Annotated in this window: 18 protein-coding genes; 11 read left to right on the top strand and 7 right to left on the bottom strand. The window is 54.5% G+C overall.

The window, feature by feature from the left end:
* The first annotated feature begins 3 nt into the window (after positions 1–3).
* Both HNV11_RS13550 and HNV11_RS13545 read left to right on the top strand, forming a co-directional pair.
* Entirely contained in the window at positions 4–1560 is a 1557-nt protein-coding gene (locus HNV11_RS13550; RefSeq protein WP_171740172.1) for a serine/threonine-protein kinase, read from the top strand.
* A 6-nt stretch (positions 1561–1566) separates the two neighbouring features.
* Positions 1567–2880: a serine/threonine-protein kinase gene (locus HNV11_RS13545; protein WP_171740171.1), complete on the top strand. Its 1314-nt coding sequence runs from the start codon at positions 1567–1569 to the stop codon at positions 2878–2880.
* Between the two features lie 137 nt (positions 2881–3017).
* Here HNV11_RS13545 and HNV11_RS13540 read toward each other — a convergent pair whose 3' ends face one another.
* The 3 genes from HNV11_RS13540 to HNV11_RS13530 form a co-directional block, all read right to left on the bottom strand.
* On the bottom strand, positions 3018–3656 hold the full coding sequence (locus tag HNV11_RS13540; protein WP_171740170.1) for a carbonic anhydrase: 639 nt from the start codon (positions 3654–3656) through the stop codon (positions 3018–3020).
* A gap of 29 nt (positions 3657–3685) precedes the next feature.
* Complete coding sequence (locus HNV11_RS13535; RefSeq protein ID WP_171740169.1) at positions 3686–4579, bottom strand: bestrophin family protein; 894 nt, start codon at positions 4577–4579, stop codon at positions 3686–3688.
* A gap of 148 nt (positions 4580–4727) precedes the next feature.
* The gene (locus tag HNV11_RS13530) at positions 4728–5921 is read right to left on the bottom strand and encodes a S8 family serine peptidase (protein ID WP_171740168.1); all 1194 of its coding nucleotides are present in this window, start codon (positions 5919–5921) and stop codon (positions 4728–4730) included.
* A gap of 426 nt (positions 5922–6347) precedes the next feature.
* Here HNV11_RS13530 and HNV11_RS13525 point away from each other — a divergent pair, with 426 nt between their 5' ends.
* The gene (locus tag HNV11_RS13525; RefSeq protein WP_171740167.1) at positions 6348–10352 is read left to right on the top strand and encodes an FtsW/RodA/SpoVE family cell cycle protein; all 4005 of its coding nucleotides are present in this window, start codon (positions 6348–6350) and stop codon (positions 10350–10352) included.
* A gap of 92 nt (positions 10353–10444) precedes the next feature.
* Positions 10445–11338 carry an FHA domain-containing protein gene (locus HNV11_RS13520; protein ID WP_171740166.1) on the top strand — a complete coding sequence of 298 codons (894 nt, stop codon included), beginning with the start codon at positions 10445–10447 and terminating at the stop codon, positions 11336–11338.
* Between the two features lie 72 nt (positions 11339–11410).
* Here the strand turns inward: HNV11_RS13520 and HNV11_RS13515 are convergent, their stop codons facing one another.
* The gene (locus HNV11_RS13515; protein ID WP_171740165.1) at positions 11411–11779 is read right to left on the bottom strand and encodes a T9SS type A sorting domain-containing protein; all 369 of its coding nucleotides are present in this window, start codon (positions 11777–11779) and stop codon (positions 11411–11413) included.
* 62 nt (positions 11780–11841) lie between these two features.
* Entirely contained in the window at positions 11842–12369 is a 528-nt protein-coding gene (locus HNV11_RS13510; protein ID WP_171740164.1) for a hypothetical protein, read from the bottom strand.
* A gap of 329 nt (positions 12370–12698) precedes the next feature.
* On the opposite strand from HNV11_RS13510, the gene HNV11_RS13505 reads away from it, so the two are divergent.
* The 4 genes from HNV11_RS13505 (at position 12699) to HNV11_RS13490 (ending at position 17901) form a co-directional block, all read left to right on the top strand.
* Positions 12699–13358 carry a phosphoribosyltransferase gene (locus tag HNV11_RS13505; protein ID WP_171740163.1) on the top strand — a complete coding sequence of 220 codons (660 nt, stop codon included), beginning with the start codon at positions 12699–12701 and terminating at the stop codon, positions 13356–13358.
* A gap of 770 nt (positions 13359–14128) precedes the next feature.
* Positions 14129–15313, top strand: a complete 1185-nt coding sequence (locus HNV11_RS13500) for a cystathionine gamma-synthase family protein (protein WP_171740162.1) — start codon at positions 14129–14131, stop codon at positions 15311–15313.
* Between the two features lie 37 nt (positions 15314–15350).
* On the top strand, positions 15351–16412 hold the full coding sequence (gene bla / locus HNV11_RS13495) for a class A beta-lactamase (protein WP_171740161.1): 1062 nt from the start codon (positions 15351–15353) through the stop codon (positions 16410–16412).
* A 1-nt stretch (position 16413) separates the two neighbouring features.
* Positions 16414–17901, top strand: coding sequence for a serine hydrolase (locus HNV11_RS13490; RefSeq protein ID WP_171740160.1), 1488 nt, complete (start codon positions 16414–16416; stop codon positions 17899–17901).
* Positions 17902–17968: 67 nt separating this feature from the next.
* Here the strand turns inward: HNV11_RS13490 and HNV11_RS13485 are convergent, their stop codons facing one another.
* Both HNV11_RS13485 and HNV11_RS13480 read right to left on the bottom strand, forming a co-directional pair.
* A complete protein-coding gene (locus tag HNV11_RS13485) occupies positions 17969–18274 on the bottom strand; it encodes a LytR/AlgR family response regulator transcription factor (RefSeq protein WP_240163431.1) in 306 nt (101 codons plus the stop codon).
* 963 nt (positions 18275–19237) lie between these two features.
* Positions 19238–19957 carry an outer membrane beta-barrel protein gene (locus HNV11_RS13480; RefSeq protein WP_171740159.1) on the bottom strand — a complete coding sequence of 240 codons (720 nt, stop codon included), beginning with the start codon at positions 19955–19957 and terminating at the stop codon, positions 19238–19240.
* A 337-nt stretch (positions 19958–20294) separates the two neighbouring features.
* Here HNV11_RS13480 and HNV11_RS13475 point away from each other — a divergent pair, with 337 nt between their 5' ends.
* The 3 genes from HNV11_RS13475 (at position 20295) to HNV11_RS13465 (ending at position 22268) form a co-directional block, all read left to right on the top strand.
* Positions 20295–20732 (top strand): hypothetical protein, encoded by a 438-nt coding sequence (locus tag HNV11_RS13475; RefSeq protein ID WP_171740158.1) that lies wholly within the window; start codon positions 20295–20297, stop codon positions 20730–20732.
* A 27-nt stretch (positions 20733–20759) separates the two neighbouring features.
* The gene (locus tag HNV11_RS13470) at positions 20760–21050 is read left to right on the top strand and encodes a hypothetical protein (RefSeq protein WP_171740157.1); all 291 of its coding nucleotides are present in this window, start codon (positions 20760–20762) and stop codon (positions 21048–21050) included.
* A gap of 660 nt (positions 21051–21710) precedes the next feature.
* Positions 21711–22268: an RNA polymerase sigma factor gene (locus HNV11_RS13465; protein WP_171740156.1), complete on the top strand. Its 558-nt coding sequence runs from the start codon at positions 21711–21713 to the stop codon at positions 22266–22268.
* Positions 22269–22283: the final 15 nt, after the last annotated feature.

The raw sequence follows: 22283 nt of genomic DNA, 5'->3' as shown, positions 1-22283 counted from the left end.
TCGATGCAAACTGTCAGCTTTAATACGCAGTTTCCTGGGTATGAGATTTTGGGCGAAATCAGCCGCAGCAACGCCCGCGTGCTCAAGGCCCGGCATCTGGATACCGGCGATCTGGTAGCGATCAAGCACTTTACGTTCAATACCGATGCCGAAACCCTCCGGCGATTCGGCCGCGAGTCGGAGATCATGGCTCGTATTAACCACCCTAATATTGTCAATGTGCGCGAAGTCCGGCTTGATGCCGAACTGCCGTTCATTGTCATGGATCTGGTGGAAGGGGGCAGCGTTCGCCAGTTGCTGACCGGAGAGGGTGGCGAAACCCGGAATTTATCAGTCAATACAACCATTCGGCTGGGCCTGCAAATCATTGATGCCCTGAGCGTAATCCATCCGCAGGGAATTGTTCACCGCGACATCAAGCCGGAAAACATTCTGTTTCGGCGGCTGGCCAGTGGCGAGCTGCACTTTCTGCTCACCGATTTCGGCATCGCCCGCCTGAACGAGCAGGCTGTAACGGTGACGGGTCAGTCATTAATGACGTATGAATACGCGTCACCCGAGCAGTTCGACAATCCCCGGCAGGTGAGCGCGGCTACGGACTATTATTCGCTGGGTGTTGTGCTGTTTGAGTGTCTGACCGGGCAGGTACCCTTCTCGATGGGGGAGGGCATTGGCATCGTTACGTTTATGAACACCGTGCTGACGACGCCACCGCCCCGGCTTGTGCCTACCCCCGACCGACCGCTTCCGCCCAGTCTGGCCGATCTGCTGCACGGATTACTGATGAAACAGGCGGCCGAACGAATCCACGATCCAACGGTGGTCAAGCTGGCCCTGAAACAGGCTGAACTGGAACAACTGCAGATGGAACAGGGGAGTGCCCTGACCGGCGCGGTTACCACAGAAGCGTCGGTTTTAGGAGCGGGGAGCCAGACCAAACCAACGCAGGCTCATCGAAGTCCGGTCGAAGAAACGCAGCCGCGACGGCCCGCAAAACAGTCGGCTGAAATCAGTCGTCCCCGAACGGGGCAGCGTAAACTGGTGCTAATTGGTTTGCTGGTGCTGCTGGTGGGCACGGGCGTATATTATGCTGTAACCCGGAATTCCGGCGATAAGCCACTGGTGTCGGTTGCGCCGAATGCCGGGCCCAAAACTGCTCAGGTAAGCCCGGAGCAGATTCAGGCTGAAGAGGCTAAAAGAAAGGCCGAAGAGGCTCGTTTGCTGGAAGAGCGACGGCAGCAGATGCTGAAAGCGGCTAAACTGGTTAAAGTAGAATCGGCAGGTTTCCGGACGGGGCTTTTCGGCGGGATAAAAGAACTGAAACTTCGGTTACGTAACCCGACTGAGCTAAATTTTCGGTACGTGCTGGTTAAAGTGAGCTATATTAAAGACAACGGCAAGATCTTTAAGTCGGCAAACGTTTATTTCAGGAACATTGGGCCTTACTCGACCGAGGTCAGGTCGGCGCCGGATAGCCAGCGAGGGACGCAGGTCAGCGCTAAAGTTGTCAGCTATGAGTCGCCCGACATTCCGGCCCCGGCCGAACAACCCCAACCGTAACGCTTCATGCCAACTGTCAGCGCCAGTACACATTTTCCAGGCTACGAACTCCTGAGCGAACTGGGACGCGGCAACGCCCGCGTCGTCAAGGCCCGGCATCTGGCAACGGGCGATCTGGTGGCCATCAAGCAGTTTGCCTTCAGCGCTGACCCCGACACGCTGCATCGGTTTCAGCGTGAATCGGAAATCATGACCCGCATCGCCCACCCGAACGTCGTGAAGGTGCGCGAAATTCATCTCGATGCGGCCCTGCCGTATCTGGTTATGGAGTTTGTGGAAGGTGGCGATCTCAGAAGTCTGCTGCGCACGCAGGGACAACTGGACGTAACGGCAACCATCCGACTGGGCCTGCAGATGGCCGAGGCTTTCCGGGCCATTCACCCGCTCCACATCATCCACCGCGACATCAAGCCGGAGAATATTCTCTATCGTCGGCTGGCCAGTGGCGAGCTGCACTTTTTGCTGACGGACTTCGGCATCGCGAAGATCCGGGCGGACGAAAGCACCCGTACCCGAACGGGCCAGTCATTGATGACGTATGAGTACGCGTCACCCGAGCAGTTCGACAACCCCCGGCAGGTAAGCGCGGCTACGGACTATTATTCGCTGGGTGTTGTGCTGTTTGAGTGTCTAACTGGGCGGGTTCCATTTACGCTACGTGACGATACCGGCCTGGCTGCTTTTATGAGTCAGGTGCTGACGGCTGCTCCACCCGAGCCAATGCTGGCGCCGGGGCTTTATTTGCCCCCCAGCCTGGGTGAGTTGCTTCGGGGCATGCTGGTCAAGCGCGTTGCCGATCGAATGCAGAATGTGGATGAAGTTGAATTATTGCTGGGCCAGGCTAACGTCGAGCAGCTGAAAGCCAACCGGTCAGCACAACAGCCGCAAACCCACGTGGGGCCAGTTGGCCTACCGGCGACCATTACCCAACCGTTCGATCTGTCCTCAGCGCCCTCACCCAGACGAGCCAATACGGAAGAATTTGATTATGAGCCGTCAGAAGAATCTGCGCGGGTAAGTCCGTGGTGGTGGGTGGCCCTTCTGCTGGTAGGCGGGCTGCTGACGTACTATCTGCTGAACCGCAACCCCGCGCAGCCCGCCCGTATGCCAGCCGCTGCCGCCGATACAACTGCCCAGGCCGCGCCCGATACCGCTTTTTCGGAGGAGAAAACATCGGTAGAGACTGACACGATCCCGAAAGAGGAAATTGCGCCTTCTACGAACATCGAGCCATTGGAGCAGGTGCCTGCCGATTCTGCTGCGAACCTGGAGATTACCCCGGATTCAACCGCGACAGTACCTTTGGATAGTATGCCCTAAGCCGAAAGGGCGGCTTTTCGCGCGAATGCCACCGTACCCGGACATCGGACCTGTGGATTACGGCTGCTACTGATGAGAATACAAACAGCCCGGACCAGCTAGCCCGGGCTGTTTGTAAGCGTAAGCCAAACAGGCCGCTAAGCCTGTACCGGCGCTTCCAGGAAGGTAACCTGGCCGGTGGCGATATCATATATTCCTCCCACTACCTGCACGCTTCCGGCTTCCACCAGTTCGGCAATCACAGGGCTTTGGGCGGTAATCTGTTCCATCACCAGGCGGACGTTTAGCTCGGCTACGTGATTCACGAAGGTGAGGTTATGCCCATTCCGTTCGGTCTGGGTGGTGGTTTCCTGGTCAATGGCAGGAATCACTTTGTTCACCAGTTGGGTCAGATGGCCCAGTTCAGCATGATCGCAGGCTCCTTTAATCGCTCCGCAGCTGGTGTGACCCAGAACCATGATGATTTTAGTGCCAACGACTTTGGTCGCGTATTCCATACTGCCCAGTATATCCTCATTCAGAACATTACCGGCCACCCGGATGCTGAATACGTCCCCGATTCCGAGGTTAAAAGTAAGCTCGACCGACGTGCGCGAGTCCATGCAGCTCAGTATGGTGGCGAACGGATACTGCCCTCCGCTGGTTTCTTTGACCTGCTGCAGCAGGTCTGGAGTCGTTCCCGCTTTGTTGACAAATCGCTGATTGCCTTCCTGCAGCATCTGGAGCGCTTCGGCAGGTTTCAGGTTGTTCAGGAACTCGTTGGAGTGTCGGTTCATAGCGTATGGGGTTAGTCGTAATTGGTTGCTTATAACAGATAAAACTCGTTGGGTTTAACCGGTTCCGGTACATCCTGATCACCCACGAGTTGCCGCAGGTTGATGTCGATGGTGCGGGCAATGGCCGTTACCGATACGTCGCTGGGGCGGTTCCGGAAGGGGTCCTGCAAATGATAAGCACTCTTTTCGATCAGAAAAAAGGCGGCTGAAATTACGAGCAGGAGAGGAATTTCAAAAATCATCTGCACATTTCTGAGCGAAATAGAAAGCGTAACGACGAACAGATAGATAATGAAGTACAGAAAATGCCGATAGGTTGACGGAAAGATGGTGCTGTTGATGCGCTCCGCTTTGCCCATTGAATCGCAGAAACGAACGAGCGTATTATCCAGCTGCACCTGCCTGAACACGTCGATCGTATCGGTTAACCGCAATGCCTTTATGTCTTGGGCGTGAAGTTGCAGGAGAGCCAGCGGTTTGTTGGTATGCTTCTGAATTTCGATCAGATCATTGGCTGGAATTAATCCCTCAATTCCTTCAATCGGGTTAAGCCCCCGCAGCGACTGGCCCAGGCAATAGCACCAGGCAATCTGACGGTAAGCCAGCTTCCGGATAATGGCGGTGTCGTCAGTATCCAGAAAGGTTTGCAGCTGAATGACGAAACTCCGCGAATCGTTAACAATAGCGCCCCACACTTTCCGAGCCTCCCACCAGCGGTCGTACGACTGGTTCATTTTGAACGAGAGCAGGATTGAAATAGCCGTCCCCAGAAAAGTAGGAATGGTAAGCGGCATTTCGGGCAGGTGAGCATGGGAATAAAGGGTGATCAGGTTCGTCAGTAACCCGACAATCAGGACGATTAATAATTCAGACTTAACCTTATTGAAGATATAGGCAAAGGATATCCGTTTGTCTAACAACATAAGACAAGAGCTTTTTTGAAAATTAACCGGGTCGTTTACAGATTGTTTTTGCCGAACAGATTTTAGAATAGATAAGCCGGAGTGAAGAATTATACGCAAAAAGCCCCCGACCTCGCGGCCAGGGGCTTCTAAAGGATAGACTACCTGATTAACGAACACGTGAGGCTTTCTTATCGGGGGTATTGTCGTAGTCGCCGGTTACGGTGCCTTTGGTGTAGTACTTACCGCTGCCATTGGCCAGCATGATACCCGCCAAGTGCGGAGCCGCCATCGACGTACCGCTATAGGTTGCATAACCATCCGGAACCGTCGATTTGACGGCTACGCCGGGAGCTGCTACTTCAATCGGTGGATTGCCGTAGTTCGAGAAATAAGCAAACACGCCGTTTACGTCGTGGGCTGAAACGGTCCGGATGTTGGTTGCGTTGGCGCGGGCGGGCGAGAACCAGTTCGCGGGCAGACCGTCGTTACCAGCCGCCACCGAGAAATAAATGCCTTTGCCGGCGGCATTCTTCACGGCATTGTCCAGAGCGGTCGATGCTCCGCCACCCAGACTCATGTTGGCTACGTCGCCACGCTTACCTGTCCGGCCCACGAAATCAACCCCGGCAATTACGCCCGAAGTTGTACCGCCCCCGTCGCCACCCAGTACTTTCACGGGAACAACCTTTGCCCCGGCGGCAACACCCACAACGCCAAAGTCATTGTTTCTGGCCGCAATCGTGCCCGAAACGTGGGTTCCGTGGCTGTTCAGATCGTCGAGCGAAGCCGCATCCGGTCCGGTCGTGAAGGCGTTGAAACCCGCGCTGGCGTCAACGTTCAGTTCAGGGTTGTCCAGATCAATACCGGTGTCAATAATGTAGGCTTTGGCCGTACCCGTGTAGTTCACGAAGCCGCCCACCGCCGTAATGCCCCAGGGAACTTCCTGCGTACTGACGGCTGTCTGGAAACCTTCTTTCTGGGGCTCGGCCAACTGAACGATCTGATCGGCTTCGATATAATCAACCAGCGGGCTCTTGGCCAGCAACTGTACCTGCTCAGGCGTCAGTTTGGCTGCAAATCCCTGAATAACCTCCCGGTAACGCTGATAAATCTCGACCGGATTAATGCTCAGTTGAGCCGCTACCTGATCGAGGTTTTCCAGTTGAAGATTAGATAAAACACCTTCTTTCAGCACAACGATGTACCGGCCATCCAGAGCCGCTACGCGGGCCTGAGCAGCTGCCGGAAGGGCATCGGTGGCGGGTTTAGTTGCTGATGGATCCTGAGGCTGACAGCCGTTTAGGAACAGGGCTCCGGACACCAGGGCAGAACCCAAAAAGAGGTTGCGATAGACGCGCATGGAAAGATTGATTAATAAGTGAGATTGGATGATGAATTATTGCGGAAAGGCGCAACACGAATATGCCGGTTTAAAGGATGCATAAACAAAAAATCTTTTAGCCGGTATATCCAGTATTGACATGTGGTCGGAAAAGTCAGTTTAGTCTATCAATTTACTCATATTTTTAGCTGTCAGGATGAATTTATTTGAGCGATTAGCCGGGTTCCCCAGTCTGATTTCCGGCTATAAAACCGAACGTCCACAGCCTCTGCCTGGACGGTGGGCTGTATCAATGGAATCCCCAAACTATTTGTGCGTATATGGTTCGGGTTACGGGCATCATTGAGGACCTAAACCACCTCGTCCAGCCAGTGATCAATACGGCCCTTCAATGACTTTTTCGGCTTGGATTATCTTGCAGTCTTTTTTTGACTTTATTGGAGAATGAAAACGAATTCGCTGCACCACGAACGCCTGTATCTGCTTGGCGCTACGAGCTTATTACTGGTGCTGTTTACCCGACTGTATAGTAACCTTCAGCCCACTCTTGATCGCGTCGAACGAGCCTACACGACCGGGGCAGCGGTTAACCTGCGGGCCGGTCTGAAGCCGGCCACGCTTCGCCAGCTGCTCAGCCGGGGCAATTACCTCACCGACCCGCACGATGTATCGCTGGTGGCCGACTCCCTGACGGCCAAACTAAAACAGGCTGAACGCAGTCCATCCGGAGGAGGCCCCCCGGACAATGTGGGCACGATCAATAAACGGGCGTTTGCGATTACCGTCCCGACGGCCTGGCAAAGCCCGATTGGCGGCCCCGAGTTCCAGAGCCGCCTGCGCCTGTCGCGGCAGCAGATGGGGTACGACTCTGTTCTTTATATCAGAGAACTGCAGCGCCCCCGGTCGTATCCCGCCAATGCCGGTCAGGGCGGGCTTACCTTGTCCGGTCGGGTTCAGCGGGGCGGGGACGAGCCCCGGCCTATGGCCGATGTGCTGGTACAGCTTAAACGCCACCGACCCACTACGGACGAGGATATTTCCATTCCCGACGAGCTTACGTATGCCCGCACGGATGCTGATGGCCGGTTTACGTTCGCGGGGCTGCAACCCGGGGCCGGATACAGCGTCTTACCGCTTAAACCCGGCTATGAGTTCGGGAGTCGACGGGGTGTGGCCCAGCTAAACCGCCCGGCCGACTATGAATTTACCGCCCGACCGCATACGCTGCGGCTCATTGGCTCGACAGTCTATGGCCAGTTAAAAGACGATCATGCGTTTACCGTGCGCACACCCGCCGAATTCCGGTATTCGTTCTGGCTGGTGGTGGGGGCGTTTCTGCTGGCATTCTGGGCCGTACATATCTTCTGGTCGTTTCGGCACTTTCACCCCGACGCCCTGCTGTTGCCTGTCCTGATGCTGCTCACCGGTCTGTCGGTGCTGACACTGCTGGCCATTCAGGATCCCTTGCAGGATACGTTGTACGGCATACAGGCGGTGCAGGGTGTCGGGCTGGGCTTGCTGGGGCTTACGGTGCTGTCACAGCTGAACATCGGCCGTTTCTACACGCGCTGGTGGTTCGATCCGCTGGTGAATCTGCGCAGCCGCAGCACCTTCCGGTTGACGGGCTGGACGTGGCTAATTCTGGCTGTTGGTCTGGCTTTACTGACATTAGCGTTTGGAACGGGGCCGGAGGGGAGTGGCGTTCAGGTTAACCTGCGCATTGGCGGCCTGCTGTTTCAGCCGAGTGAGTTGACCAAATATCTGGTACTCCTGTTTCTGGCGGGTTTTTTTGCGGCCCACGAAGAACAGATCCGTACGCTGCCCGACCTGCGCTGGCGCTGGCGAATCAGCGCGGGTGTCTTCGTCGGAACAGGCCTGCTGATGGGACTCTACCTGCTGCTGGGCGACATGGGGCCCGCCCTGGTTATCGGTTTTACGTTCCTGCTGTTTTATACCATCGCCCGCAATACGCTCGGCATTACGTTGGCAACGGGGCTGATTTATGGCATAGCCTTGTGGCTGTTACCCGGCTGGGGCGCTACGCTGGTTGCCCTGGCGGCAGGCATTGGTCTGTTGATCTGGCGCGGACAGGCCCGTGCTACAACCTCGCTGGGCTGGCTGGCGCTGGTGGCCGAAGGGCCTATTCTGCTGGTGCTGGTCATGGCTGCGTTTGCCTTTGGAGACCTGCTGCCGCTGGTAGGCGACCGGCTGGCGGGCCGCAAGGCGATGTGGCTCGACCCCTGGAATAATGACGTATATGGGGGCGACCATCTGGCGCATAGTTACTGGACACTCGCTACGGGCGGCTGGGCCGGGCAGGGGTTAGGCAAAGGCTTCGCCAACGCCATGCCGGCTGCCCATACCGACATGATGCTGCCGAGTCTGGCCGAAGAAATCGGCTGGATGGGGCTGGTGTCGGTCTGCCTGCTGCTGTTCATCCTCCTCCACCGGACGCTGCTGCACGCCCGCCGGGCCGGACAGCCGTTCAGTTTTTATCTATGCGCGGGTATTGCGCTGGCAACGGGTGTGCAGTTTCTGCTGATTGCGGGTGGCTCGCTGGGGTTGCTGCCCCTCACGGGCATTTCAGTTCCGTTTCTGAGCTACGGGAAGGTGTCGCTGATTATCAACCTGACGGCCATGGGGGTGGTGTTTGCCATTGCCAGTCGTCCCGGCGAAGCCCGCCAGCACGCGTATCTCGAACAGCACTACGATCCCGTTCTGGCAACGGGCATTGCCGGCTTTCTGGTTGGTACGCTGGTGCTGGTAGGGAAAGCTGCCGATGTGGCGCTTGTTCGGTGGGATGATTATATCGTCCGGCCTGCCCGGGTAGTGAGCCGGAACGGTCTGCCGGTCTATAGCTACAATCCCCGTCTGGACCGCCTGACAGAAACCCTGTCGGCCGGGACGATTTATGACCGGGCGGGTCGGGTACTGGCGACCAGCTCGCCCGATACGGTCCGGCGCAATCTGCCGCAACTCCGTAAAACAGGGCTTGACGCAAAGCGAATAACCGAGCTGACCCAACGGCGTGTCCAGCGTTATTATCCTTTTGGTGAGCATCTGTTTTTCTGGGTAGGCGATGCCAACACCCGTTTGTTCTGGTCGCAGCAGAACGGGTATTTTGCCGAAGCGGCCCACCTGAGTGATTTGCGGGGGTTCAACAACCGGCCGAGACAGAATACGTTGCTGGCGAGTAAGTACCGGGCCGACCGGTTTACGCCTGCCGTTGCCCGACCGCTGACCTTGCCCGTTTACGACTACAGTGAACTGGCCCCGGCCCTGCGGGCTGGACTGGACAGCCGGGTGGTGGCCGAACGAAAATCCCGCGACCGCGACGTATACCTGAGCGTTGATGGAGGGCTGCAGGTCGCTTTGCAAAAGGCGCTGGCCGAATCGGAATATAATGATAAACGGCTGTCTGTTGCCGTGCTGGATGCCGCTACGGGCGAAGTGCTGGCCTCGGCCATACACCCTCTGCCGAACCTGCAGAAGCCCGAAGAAATGCAGCTATCTGACCGGGACCGCCTTCGCTTACCGTATCTGGTCACCGACCGGGATCTGGCTCTGACCTATCCGACCGCTCCCGGCTCAACGGCTAAAATCCTGACGGCGACGGCCGCCCTGAACAAGCTGGGTATAGAGGGGGCAAAGACGAGTTACGCCATTAGCTGCGGAGAGATTATTCGCCGGGGTCAGTATGAGAGCGAACCCTGTGGAGAGCGGGTCGATATGCGAAAAGCCATCGTCCGGTCGAGTAACGTTTATTTTATCCGTCTGGCGAATGATCAGACTCTGGACGATCAGTTGGCCGCCCTATATCTGGCCACGGGCATGAACGTGGACTATGTCGGGGGATACTCCTTCGCCGATACGCATACAGAGGTCGAAAAGAAAGGAATCCGGCAACACTGGCGCGACTCCTCGTTTGTGGTCAGGCGGTCGCTGTATCGCAGCACGCAGTATCCCAAGCGGTACCGCAGCGAGTTTTCTGGCCTGGCCTGGGGGCAGGGGCAGCTGACGGCAACGCCCGCGTCGATGGCCCGCATGGCCGGGGCTATTGCGAACCGGGGCGTTATGCAGCCCTCGCGTTACGTCCTGCGCCGGAGTGGACAGCAGGTGGCGCTGAAGCCAGGCCTGCCGTTGATGCGGGAGCCGGAGTACGCCGATCTGATGCGTGATTTTATGATCGAACAGTCGAACCCGCCGGGCCGGCCCAAGATCAGCATCAGCCGGGTGGCGGGAAAGACCGGAACGCCCGAACGGGTGGTACTGGGCGAGACGCGCAACGACGGCTGGTATGTCTTCTTCGCACCGACACCGAACGGCCGGTCGCACACAGTCGTGTGTGTCCGAATTGAACTGGGCGAGTCGTCGGCGGATGCGGTAAAGCTAGCTAATACAACTCTGGCGCCAATCTTAAAAGAGAAGGGATATTTAGGGTCATTTTGATCAGACAAAGGTTATAGTATCCGTTATTGATTCGGCAGATTGCCTGGCGGTCTGGTACCCCGAACCGATTCTTAATCTGAACATCATTCACAATGAGTTTACTTGAAAACGTTAAACGATTGTTTGGCTTAGGTGCGGTCCCCAATGAACCGGCGGCCGTTCGTGAGCCCGCGCCAACGCCCGTAGAAGACGTTGCACCACCCGTTGTGCCGAAACTGCCGCCCGCTCCGCAGAAGCGGGAAGCCCTGATTCGCTTTATTGTGGAGAAGCTGGCTCCCTACGCTACTGAGACCGAAAACCCGCCGGTTGCGCTGCGGCTGTGGGCCCTTTGCCCCAATCCGGATGAGGAGGAACTGTTATCTGTGGTGCTGTATGCCAGCCAGCCCGGCCATTTTCAGGAGGAGCTGAACCGGCATCTGGCGAATCACTATATCCGGCTTGCGCCTAACTGGCAGTTTGAGTGGCAAATCGTTCGGGATGCGCTGCCCGCCGAGGCTACTCACCGGTCGGGCAATCTGGGGCTGACAGTTGTTCATCCTAAAACGAAGGTATATGAGGTTGCAGCCCGGGGGCAAGTGCGGGTACTGACGGGGCAGACTGCCGAAGAAACCTACCTGCTCGACCCGGCAGTTAAAGCCGACTACTGCATTGGGCGCGGGCATACCGTGCAGACGGCAACCGGTCGGGTGCGCACCAATGACATTGTATTTGTGGATGCCAACGATCCAGACTTCGACCCCGAACGGGGCGATCCGAACCTGGCGGTCAGCCGGCAGCACGCCAGCATTCGCTACGATGCAGCTCAGCACCGTTACCGGCTCTTTGCCGATCTGGGCGGGCTGCCAACCGCCGGGAATAAAACCAAAATCCTGCACCCGGACGATACCATCGAGCGGGCCGACATCCCCGGTATGGGCTACGTCCTCAATCCCGGCGATCAGATTGAATTGGGCGGTGAGGCAAAGCTGCTGTTTGAACTGGTGTAAATCCCTGTCTGATATACTAAAAAACGCTTCCTGATTGATCAGGAAGCGTTTTTTAGTATTGAGTACGTTAGCTTACGAGATCGTAACGACGCGCTGGGCAGCTGGCTGACTGATCACGATCGCTTTGCGGATAGTCTGCTGGCCAGTCCGCACCTGGAGTTCATACGTACCGTTTGGCAGCGCCGACAGGTCATAATTCTGGCGAACCGCCCGATCGTGCACCTTAATCCGCTGCTGGAGGTATTCGCCGTGCTTGTCAACCAAGCGAACTTCGGCGCTGGTGCTTTCAGGACCCAGAACCAGATGAACCTTTTGGTCGGACGAGACCCAAACGGCCATTTTTTCATTGGCAACATACGAAGAGGTTGTATGCGAAGGCGTTTCGGCGGATAGGCTGGTGTGCAGCGTGCCGACCAGTAACAGGGCAAAAAAGGCGTTCATAGTTTTTGTTGTTCAGAGGTTTATGGATGTTGTTTTACGAAATGCAATCAGTTGTCAATCAATTAGGCTGTTTTCCAGGTCATCACCATCTTCAGCGTAGCGCCTTCATCGGAAGTCATCCGTATTTTAGCTTTTAAGCCGCTGGCCGATTGCTCGACAACCTCCCACTCGGTTACGTTTGTCGCATCGCCGTTGTTGACAATGCGGAGAATGTGCGTCTGGGCATTGTACGACCAGGTGCTGGGCTCTACGCTGGTTGGGCCTTCCTCGTCGCCTGTGCTCGGGCAAACCTGCTTCCCTTCGTCGCCGGACAGTCGGCCGTCTTTATCAAAGCGAATGGTGTTGTCGCGGGCGCAGTCGGGCAGGAACTGGAGCAGGTCGTTGTCTATCTTGCCATCGCCGTCGAGGTCCTGAGCGGGCTCAAGCGCCAGGGCTGTCATGCGCAGATTCTTGCCAACGAAGGCCAGCGATGAGCCACTAGTGCTGCCATCGGGCGTAACAACGTCTGTGTCGTGTTTGCAGGAGGCCGTTACCAGTAATAGTCCAATTAATGCTGCCTTGAGAGCTGAAAAGAGGAAAGGGGTTTTCATTTTCGGTAGTTCTAGGGTTGTTTACGTTCGCCAGCTCTTCGTTAAACTGACGATGCAAAGTTTTCAATTAACCCCGCCGGAACCCACTCTCTGAATCATCAACTGATAAAACAAGCGCCTGAAACGGCTAAAAAGCCTGATCAGCTGGTTTGTCATGCTTACTGGCAAAGCTCTGTACGTCAGTATATTGAATTTGTTGAAGGTGAAATAAGAATAAATTTTTGACCTTGTTCGGCAACAATCAGCCTCCGTACCGATTGATACGGCTAGGAGTATCTGATTGCTTATCGAAGCCGTTTCAACCGGATTAAAACGCCGGAAAAGCAGGTATGAAATTCCTTGATCGAAGCGAGGCTGGCCGCCTGCTGGCGGGGCAGTTATTGAATTATGCCGGCCAGACCGACGTGCTGATCCTGGCCCTGCCCAGGGGGGGCGTACCGGTGGCCTATGAAGTGGCTCTGCGGCTGAAAGCACCGCTCGACGTGTTTATTGTGCGGAAACTAGGCGTCCCTGGCTTTGACGAACTGGCGATGGGGGCCGTGGCTTCGGGTGGAACAACGGGTAAACCGATCCGGATACTGAACCAGTCCATTGTGAACGCAGGAAAAATTACGGATGAACAGATTGAGCAGGTGACCGAACGCGAAAGCCGCGAACTGGAACGGCGTGAGCGGGCCTACCGGATCGGCCAGCCCGAACTCGTAGTGGAGGGGCAGACCATTATTCTCATAGACGACGGACTGGCCACCGGGGCAACCATGCGGGTAGCGGCCCTGGCTTTACGGCAGCAGCAGCCCGCGCAACTGGTAATAGCCGTGCCTGTCGCTACAGAGGAGGTATGCGCCGAGTTTCGTCGGGAAGCGAATGCGATGGTGTGCCTGATGACGCCTAAACCGTTCTACGGCGTCGGTGAATGGTACGAAGACTTCTCCCAGACAACCGACAAGGAGGTCATGGATTTATTGGAAAAAGCGCGACAAATGGTCTGAGTTCAACGTAAACCATCTACCAGAACCAGTCGAAAGAACAACAATCAATGTATGGTTATGAAAATGTTAATCAGACAGTAGGCTCCTGATGGTCCGACTTGATCGGGTGGGAACATGGGCGATAATCCGGGGGCAACCGGCGGTGATGTATCGGGTAGCCGGACCATCTCCGGTAAGGATAACGAGTAGGCGAACGTCAGTAAACAAGGCTATTACCTATCTCACTGAAGGCTTCTTTCTTACGCAACTGACGATAAATCTTAGGTACACCCCAATGTTTGTGCCGTCGAGCCAACTGCTCAATCTGGCTTATCAGCGCCTTATCTTTTCTCTGATGAGTACTGGTTCAGCAAAGACATTGCGGCTGAGACCCACCCATCGGCAGGCTTTACGTTGGCTAACCTGCTTATGATCAGCCATCCACCTTGAGATGGGCCGGTTTCGACATAGACGACTAAACTAAGCACCTAGACTGTGCGTCAAACCTGGACCATCTTAAGGTTGCCGCTTTAATGGTATGCAAATAAACAGGCAATCCATTAAATGAAAATAGCTTATTGATACTTTACTTTTGCTTCTCTTTTAATAATTACGTCAAATTTTCCCCAGACAACACAAAAAGAACCCAGCTTTTATGGAAGTTATAAGTAAAGTAAGCCTGTAACCCGGCCTAAGTTTGCTTTCTGCCATTAAAAATAAAGTTGTTATCTCTCACTAGTCTAATTCGTTTTGGGCCTAATTTGTTGATCAAATAACCTGAAACGCACTACATGAATGAATTTGACGCCCAAAAAGGCACCGCATCCGTCTGGGCGGGAGAAACCAAGCCTTTTGTTGAGGGAGCCACTACCCCACCTATTGTCAACAGTGTTACCTATGCGTACCGCGATTTAGATCAGTGGCACGCTGTAGCAACCGGAAAAGTGGAAGGACACATCTACAGCCGTAACACTAACCCAACGGTGCATGTCCTCGAAGAGAAAGTTCGTATTCTGGAAGGAGCTGAAGCGGCTACGTCCTTTGCAACGGGCATGGGTGCCATCAGCAACACGCTGTTTGCTTTGTTAGGCCCTGACAAGCGGGTGGTATCGCTTAAAGATACCTACGGCGGCACCAGTCGATTATTTCTGGATTTCCTACCCCATTATGGTGTCGAGGTAATGCTCTGCGATACGACCGACCATGAGCAAATAGAAGCACAAATTGCCCAGGGTTGTGACTTGCTTTACCTGGAAACACCCACCAATCCAACGCTTAAGATTGTCGATATAAAACGCCTGGCAGCAGCGGCCCGGCAAGTAGGTGCGGGCGTTGTAGTTGACAATACGTTTGCGACACCGATCAACCAGAACCCACTTCAATTCGGAGCGGACTTAGTAGTGCATAGTGCCACCAAATTTCTCTGTGGCCACTCCGACGCCATGGGTGGTGTGCTGTGCGGTAAGCAGGAACTGGTCGAAAAAGTCTTTCGCTTTCGGGAAATCAACGGGGCCAGTTTGCAGGCTGAACCGGCTTATCTGATCGCACGAGGAATGAAAACTCTGGAATTGCGCATTGAGCGCCAGAACGCGTCAGCGATGCGGATTGCCCGTTACCTGAGCGACCACCCGAAAATAGAAGCCGTCTTTTATCCTGGACTGGAAACGCACCCTGGGCATGCTATCGCTAAGGCACAAATGTCGGGATTTGGCGGTATGATGAGCTTTTCGCTTAAGGCGGGTTATGAAGCCGTAAAGCAGTTTTTGCCAGCGTTACGGTTCGTGCATCTGGCGGCCAGCCTGGGATCAGTCAGTACCTTGGCCGGACCTCCGCGCACTACCAGCCACGTTGAGCTTACTTCGGAGCAACGGGCTCAGTTGGGTATTCCCGAAGGGCTAGTTCGCTACTCGGTTGGTATCGAAAACGTCGACGATCTACTTGCTGATCTCGATCAGGCCTTGGCGAAGCTGCCATAAGCTATTAAGGTAAGATTCATTCACTTTTTTTCTGACTATGAAACAAGCCATCTACTCGTCTATTCGAGTGGGCCTGGTAGCGGTGGGTATATTGCTCACGACGCTGCCAGCTCGCGCCCAAACTAAAACTACTCATTCTCAGAGCATAGACGTAGCTACCCAACGGTTGGAGCAGGAACTGGAACGCATTGCCAAATTAGCAAAGGGACCCGTTGGTGTCTGTGCCCTGCACCTGGAGAGCGGTCGCCAGATCAATCTGAATGCTCAACAGGCGTTTCCAATGGCAAGTACGGTCAAGGTAGCCATTGCTGCTCAGTTGTTCCACCGCATCGAGCAGGGCGAACTGTCGCTGATGACCATGACTAATCTGCAACCTGCCGACTTGCATCCGGGTAGCGGTACGCTGGACGTGTTGTTTGCCAAACCCGGTGTTCAGTTGTCGGTACAGAACCTGCTAGAGCTGATGATGGTCATTAGTGACAATTCGGCAACGGATATTCTGCTTCGGCTGGCGGGTGGCCCGCAGGCAGTAATGAACCGATTACGGACGCTGGGCATTCAAGGCATGTCCGTAGACCGGTCAATTATTCAGCTATTGGCCGATCTCGAAGGCGTTACCTTACCGCCCGCCGATCAGTGGACGCTTGGCTTTTACGACCGGCTGAGCAAGGGCCTCACACCAGAAGCGCGCAAAGCGGCCGTTACCAAGTTTAACAACGATCCGCGCGATCGATCAACACCCGAAGCGATGGTTAACCTCCTGGCCCAAATCTACCGGGGTAAGGCGCTTCAACCGGCTAGCCGGGATACCTTACTGGCTGTTATGCAACGCTGCCGGGGTGGGGTTAACCGACTAAAAGGGTACCTGCCGCCAGCAACCATCATAGCCCATAAAACCGGTTCATTGGACGAAACCGCCACCGACGATGTAGGCATCATCACCCTGCCGGGCGACGCAGGGCACCTGGCTATTGCTGTCTTTGTTGGGTATTCGACCCGGCCGTTGGCCGAACGGGAGCAAACAATCGCCCACCTGACCCGCACCCTCTACGATTTCTTTTTGTTTCAGCCCACGGCTTTATCCACCTCCTCGCGCTGATATGAAATCCTACTTTCTTTTATTTATTGCCCTTGTCTTCCATAACGCCCTTGCTCAGAAAACGTCCATTTCGAAACAGGTTCAGGCCTTCGATCAGTATGTTGAAACCGTTCGTAAGCAGTGGGATATACCTGGGCTGTCGATTACAGTAGTGAAAGACGGACAGGTCATCTTCGCCAAAGGCTACGGCGTGCGTGAACTAGCCAAGCCCGATTTGGTCGATACCCAGACGCTGTTCGCGTGTGCGTCGACCACAAAAGCCATGACCGTTGCACTGATGGGTATGCTGGTCGATGAAGGTAAGCTGAGCTGGAATGACCCGGTTTATAAGTACCTGCCCGAGTTGCAGTTTCAGGATTCGTACGTAACCCAGCAAGTGACCATCCGCGATTTACTGATTCATGATACGGGCGTAGGTGGCACCGACTTTTTTACAGGTGCCATGAATATTCCGGTTAACGAAATGTTTCGGCGCATGGTGCTGGTGAAGCCAAGCTACTCAATGCGATCGGGTTTTATTTATCAGAACACGCTCTACTCGGCCGCCGGACGTATCATCGAACGGCTGATGGGTAAGACCTGGGCGGAAGCCATTCGCGAACGGATTTTTCAGCCGCTGGGCATGACCCGGACGGTGCCTAAACGGGGTTATATCAAAGACGATAACCTGACCCGGCCGCACTTCCGTATCAACGATACTATCCGGGTCATTGACTTTGGCCCCGACAGCGAAGTTGGCTCGGCAGGAGCAGTCTGGTCGTCAGCCGACGATATCAGCAAGTGGCTTATCTGCATGCTCGACAGTAGCAAATACGCCGGTGGACGGTTGCTGAAACCAGCTACCTGGACGGAAATCTTTAGACCACAAACGATGGTACCTGATGACGAGTATGCAACCATGCAGATTCTTAAACCCAACTGGTTTACGTATGGCCTAGGCTGGTATCAGCACGACTATCGGGGCCACAAGGTGAATTTCCATACGGGTAGCCTAGCAGGACTGACTGCCATTACGGCTCAACTCCCCGAAGCCAAGTTAGGTGTGTTCGCCTTTGGGAACCTCGACCATGCCGAAGGACGACATGCGCTGCTTTATAAAACGCTTGACTGGTTTGCGTTGGGTGGCACCCGCGACTGGAACACCGAGTTTAAAACACTCTACGATAATTTAAATGCTCAGGAGCGAAAAGCGGAAGTTGCTGTAAACGCGAAGCGGGTGGCCAACACGAAACCATCTTTACCGCTAGACGCTTACGCGGGACGATATACCAGTCCGCTGTACGGTGAAGCAGAAGTATTGGTTACAGGAGATCGGCTATCGTTCAACATCAACAATGTATTAAAAGCGACGTTGCCGCATTGGCACTACGACACATTTCGCGGTACCTACGATAAAGCGTGGAACGGCAAAGCAACGGCCCACTTTACCCTGAATGTCTCTGGACGCGTCGAAACGTTAATGATTGGTGGGTTAATGTTTCGACGGTAGTGGCTTAGGTGCGTTGAGTCGGCATCTTTGTGAATGGTCTCAAAAGCAGTCTCCTGTTTCAACGCACCTAAGCCACTACCAAAGGAGTGGGTCGCCAAGCAGATAATTCAAAGTCTTCTTCAGCCGCCGGATTGAGGTCCACTTTCAGCTTGCTGGTGAAGTAAAGATAAATCTTCTGCACGGCTTTAAGGCTGACGATGAACTGCCGGTTAGCGCGGTAGAACCGGCGTGGGTCGAGGATGTGTTCGAGTTCATCCAGCGAATAATCAAGCACGTACTGCTTATCAGCGTAGGTCTTCAGGTACGTTAGCTTGTTGGCCGAGAAGTAATAAGCGACCTCTGCTACGTCGATGGGCAGGAGCCGCTGGCCCATGTGCGCCAGAAACCGGTCCCGAAAGCACTGCTGGACCGCTGGCCTGCTACCTGTATGCGTTTCTCCACCAGAAAAAGACGACGTTCCTGATTGAACAAGGCCATCTGATGCCTCCGCCCTCATCAAGTGTACTGACTGCCCGGCTAACTCTCAATCAGGATAACATTATGGGGCTGTTGGTAGGGGGGCGGGCTGCCATGAGTCATTCAATACTGATTGACTGGTAACCAAACAAGTTAGGCAAAATGATATTCAGCGCTAAGTATGGTCGCTGTAAGCAGACCTTTCTTGAGCAGTTTTCAGCGGCATGCCCTCTTAGGACTTCTTGGACCGGATGGTCTGGCATCATCTGGGCGACGCAGCTTCTGGAAGGAATAGCCAAAACCGGCCTGCCGTCGCGGGCCGAGATCGCCGATGCCGCCATGGGGCACCGCGTCGAATGTGTCATGCTGAACAAAGGTTCCACATTGTGCGCACGGTCGAAATCCTGAATGGTGCTTACGCCGGATGCAGAAACATCAGGACAAGAAAAATGACCTGCAACTCGCGTAGCAGGTAGCTCACACCATCCATCTGCCGCAATATTCGCGTGCAGATCAGGCTCCCGGTGTTACGGTTTCATTGTCGCCGGTATGGGTATCAAGCGTCAACGGGCCTTCGGTTCGATCGTCCTCGTCCAGCAGCCCCACCGAATCTGGCCCCGTTCCCGGTAAGCGGTTTCATCGTCGCTTAAGTCGGGTTGGTACATCCTCATCGGTCCGGGAAGAGCGCTGACCCGGACTTCCGGGGCTGGTTTCGCCATCCGGCGCTAAATTTCTGAGTATGATGGCAGCGATTATGTCGAAACGGACTAATCTGTTTTGCCTGAAAACTGGTCAGTGACGGTAATGTTTTGCATGAGGTATTCCGCGTACTCAAGGGGTACATGCCAGAGGTACGCGGAATCGGTCAGAATGGCAAGGGTTAAAAGCCAAAGCCAACAGTTAACTGCCAGAGACTGGCCTTGGTCGAAAAGCGCGTGTCGTTATTGGGCGTCTGAATACCGACCGACGACAGGTCAGACAGGTTCCCTTCGTAGCGCAGATCCAGTTGCAGACCACCCAACGTTATACCGCCCCCGGCCTGGTACCCAAACACCGCCTGTTTAGCCGTCTTGCTAATGGGTTGGTTAGTGTATTGCTGAACGGTTGCTTTCAGGTTGCCGCTTTCCGAAACCGTCAGAGACGCCATAGGGCCCGCGTTCAGCCGAAGCGGCCCCAGACGTACCCCAATCAGCAGGAGCAGGTCAACCGTCGTCAGCTTTACGTCCACGGACTGAGTGGCCAGCCCCTGCCGGATCACATCGAACTTACCGCCTTTTGCCGAAACGAGCAGTTCGGGCTGGAGATACAGCCGATTGCCGAAACGAGCAAACAACCCGCCAACAATGCCCGTCGTGCGGGCGTCATTCTGCTGGAAAAAATCATACACGACCTGCCCGCCCGACATCACCGGTAAGCCATTGGCCGTTAGCCGGGGCGTTGAGAAACTAAGGTTATTCAGTTGGGAGAAGTTGGCTCCCACTTTCACGCCGAAGCTGAATTTTCGGCCAGACGACTGAGCCAGACCGTTGGTCGCGGTGAATAGAAAGAGCCCAATTAGCAGGTGGGCAGCGGTAAGGAGTTGAAAACAGCGGATTTTCATGAGCGAACGTTTGGTTTTGTTCGCCAAAAGTGGCCTGACTTCGTCTTGTCCAAAACCATATTCCGTATGAACTGCCCCGTTTCTGACGCCAGTTGTCGCAGAGCATACATGGGTTGTGAGACAGATTAGTTGCTACGAATTTTAGAGAAATGAGCGGGGGTTGCTGAGATGCGTTTTGGTCAACTCAACCGATTAATATGGCAGTTCGGAACCTCTTCCTGTCGGTTGATGCACCCAATGCTTCCTTGTGCCTGCCCGACCGGCCAACTTTGTATCACCCAACCGGAACAGGGTCGGGCAGAATCTTCCTCTTTTACCAGAACATAACAACAATACGATGAACCCCTTAACTCTTTTCCGTCGCTCAGCGCTGCTGCTCCTGTTGGCCGCTGTCTCCCTAACGGCCTGCAAAAAAGAAAACGATCCGGCTCCGGCCGCCGATCTGGCTACACGGGTAGCCGGACACTACAACCTCGCTCAGTTGTCGGTGAGCGGAAAAACGTATGCGGTTGGTGAGACTCAGTTAACGGGCAGCAGTACGATCGCCCGCGAGACAGCTACAACCGTATCGATTCAGGTTGACATCATCCAGCGCTCGTCTAACGAGTCGTTCCTGAGTGGAACGATTGACGACATTACGGTTAGCGAAACCGGCAACGGCGATGTTGATTTCCGAAAAGACGGCGAGCAGATTGCCTACACCAAAAAAGGAAAGCTGATGATTGAAACCAGCGACGCCAAAGATGTGCCCTTTACCCTTATTCTGGCTAAATAACTCCTCTTTTTAATCAAAAACACGAGCATGAAATCCATTAAGAAATTTACTCTGCTGGCTCTGGCCACTATTACCCTGTCGGGTTCATTGACCAGCTGCGCTACCGTGTTTGGCGGACGCGTAACCGAACATCAGAAACGTAAGCCCATGCCCGGCGAACAGCAGCGGCAGGTGCGCGTAGGGGCGCTAGTCGCCGACATCATCCTGTTCTGGCCCGGCGCTATCGTGGACTTTGCAACGGGCGCTATCTATAAGCCGCAGCGCAGCGTAACGGCTCAGAAGACGCCGGTTGCTTCCGAAAAAGTCAATCAGAAATAGAAGTTAGGTTAGGTTGAGAAGATAGGAATCCCCGGTGCACTTACGCCGGGGATTTTTGTTTGTTCTAACCCTACGAACGTTCGCGGCTGCTAACCTGGTTAACGTTGGAAACCGGCAAAGGCGAGACTGCAGGGAGGGAGCGTCACCTGAAACCAGCCTTCGCATTCTTCAATAAGCGGAGCCGGCTGATTCAGGAGCTGATATTTAACGGCTATGTTTGCTGATAGTCTACGACAACTCACACGAACTAATCTATAAAAAAAGTGGCTGCGGCCCAGCTTTGTTGAGTAGATGGCCGCTCTTACTGGCGGCATCGTTGCCCTGCGCTTAGTCACCTGATTACAAGTGGCTTTAAATGGGTTGCGAGCGAGGCAAAACGTTTTCTGATCTATTTAAGGTGGCTTCCCAAGCCATATCTGCCTCTTGATATTAACAACTAATTCTTAATTGAACTTTAATGTAACTACATCTATTTCGGGCCGTCTTAACGTCGTAAGTAGAACTACTTACGATTTCGCCGTAACTGTACTTGCCCCGGCAGGCTCAATCCATTGAATCAGACACCAATAAATGACAGCCTTGCCGGGGCTTTACTTAGGTGAATATCATCCCGGCTGAGTTAACAAGACACCACCGTACTTTTTAAAACAATACACTTCAATGAAGAGCAGCCGTACTGATGAGGAACTTGTAAATCAATTTTTAGCGACCCATCGCGATGAATATTTCAACGCGCTGTATCAGCGCTACCACCGTAAAGTTTACCAGTCCTGTCTGCGGCTGCTGAACGATTCTGACGAAGCGCAGGATCAGACTCAGGAGATATTCTGCAAAGTCTTTACGCGTCTGTCGGGTTTCCGCCATCAGTCCAGGTTTTCCACCTGGTTATATACGCTCACCCGCAATCACTGTTTCGATGTCCAGCAGTCGAGAAAGCGTTCACGCCATCATCTGTCGCTGGAAGAAGTAGGAGAGATGTTCATGGGGCAAACTACGTCTGACGAACCCTCGCTGGACGAACGCTGGCGCTTAGCCGAAGGAGCGTTGGCCCGCCTGCCCGTCCGTGATGAGCAGCTTCTGCGGGTCAAATACCTGATGGATAAAGAGATTGCAACGCTGGCCAGCGAGGAGGGAGTTAGCGTGAGTGCTATGAAGATGCGGCTAAAACGCGCCCGCGATTCGGCTAAATTACTTCATCGGCTCCAGCCCGTCGTGTAATATCCCGGCCAAAGG

Source organism: Spirosoma taeanense, from assembly GCF_013127955.1.
Lineage (GTDB): Bacteria > Bacteroidota > Bacteroidia > Cytophagales > Spirosomataceae > Spirosoma > Spirosoma taeanense.
The sequence above is the reverse complement of the archived record's forward strand: the minus strand, read 5'-3'. Positions and strand labels throughout refer to the sequence as shown.

Excerpts from the sequence above, each read along its gene's own strand:
- HNV11_RS13480 (WP_171740159.1), bottom strand. The coding sequence starts at position 19,957 with ATGAAAATCCGCTGTTTTCAACTCCTTACCGCTGCCCACCTGCTAATT.
- HNV11_RS13545 (WP_171740171.1), top strand. The coding sequence starts at position 1,567 with ATGCCAACTGTCAGCGCCAGTACACATTTTCCAGGCTACGAACTCCTG.
- HNV11_RS13520 (WP_171740166.1), top strand. The coding sequence starts at position 10,445 with ATGAGTTTACTTGAAAACGTTAAACGATTGTTTGGCTTAGGTGCGGTC.
- HNV11_RS13470 (WP_171740157.1), top strand. The coding sequence starts at position 20,760 with ATGAAATCCATTAAGAAATTTACTCTGCTGGCTCTGGCCACTATTACC.
- HNV11_RS13475 (WP_171740158.1), top strand. The coding sequence starts at position 20,295 with ATGAACCCCTTAACTCTTTTCCGTCGCTCAGCGCTGCTGCTCCTGTTG.
- HNV11_RS13485 (WP_240163431.1), bottom strand. The coding sequence starts at position 18,274 with ATGGGCCAGCGGCTCCTGCCCATCGACGTAGCAGAGGTCGCTTATTAC.
- HNV11_RS13500 (WP_171740162.1), top strand. The coding sequence starts at position 14,129 with ATGAATGAATTTGACGCCCAAAAAGGCACCGCATCCGTCTGGGCGGGA.
- HNV11_RS13515 (WP_171740165.1), bottom strand. The coding sequence starts at position 11,779 with ATGAACGCCTTTTTTGCCCTGTTACTGGTCGGCACGCTGCACACCAGC.
- HNV11_RS13510 (WP_171740164.1), bottom strand. The coding sequence starts at position 12,369 with ATGAAAACCCCTTTCCTCTTTTCAGCTCTCAAGGCAGCATTAATTGGA.
- HNV11_RS13490 (WP_171740160.1), top strand. The coding sequence starts at position 16,414 with ATGAAATCCTACTTTCTTTTATTTATTGCCCTTGTCTTCCATAACGCC.
- HNV11_RS13535 (WP_171740169.1), bottom strand. The coding sequence starts at position 4,579 with ATGTTGTTAGACAAACGGATATCCTTTGCCTATATCTTCAATAAGGTT.
- bla (WP_171740161.1), top strand. The coding sequence starts at position 15,351 with ATGAAACAAGCCATCTACTCGTCTATTCGAGTGGGCCTGGTAGCGGTG.
- HNV11_RS13505 (WP_171740163.1), top strand. The coding sequence starts at position 12,699 with ATGAAATTCCTTGATCGAAGCGAGGCTGGCCGCCTGCTGGCGGGGCAG.
- HNV11_RS13540 (WP_171740170.1), bottom strand. The coding sequence starts at position 3,656 with ATGAACCGACACTCCAACGAGTTCCTGAACAACCTGAAACCTGCCGAA.
- HNV11_RS13525 (WP_171740167.1), top strand. The coding sequence starts at position 6,348 with ATGAAAACGAATTCGCTGCACCACGAACGCCTGTATCTGCTTGGCGCT.
- HNV11_RS13530 (WP_171740168.1), bottom strand. The coding sequence starts at position 5,921 with ATGCGCGTCTATCGCAACCTCTTTTTGGGTTCTGCCCTGGTGTCCGGA.
- HNV11_RS13550 (WP_171740172.1), top strand. The coding sequence starts at position 4 with ATGCAAACTGTCAGCTTTAATACGCAGTTTCCTGGGTATGAGATTTTG.
- HNV11_RS13465 (WP_171740156.1), top strand. The coding sequence starts at position 21,711 with ATGAAGAGCAGCCGTACTGATGAGGAACTTGTAAATCAATTTTTAGCG.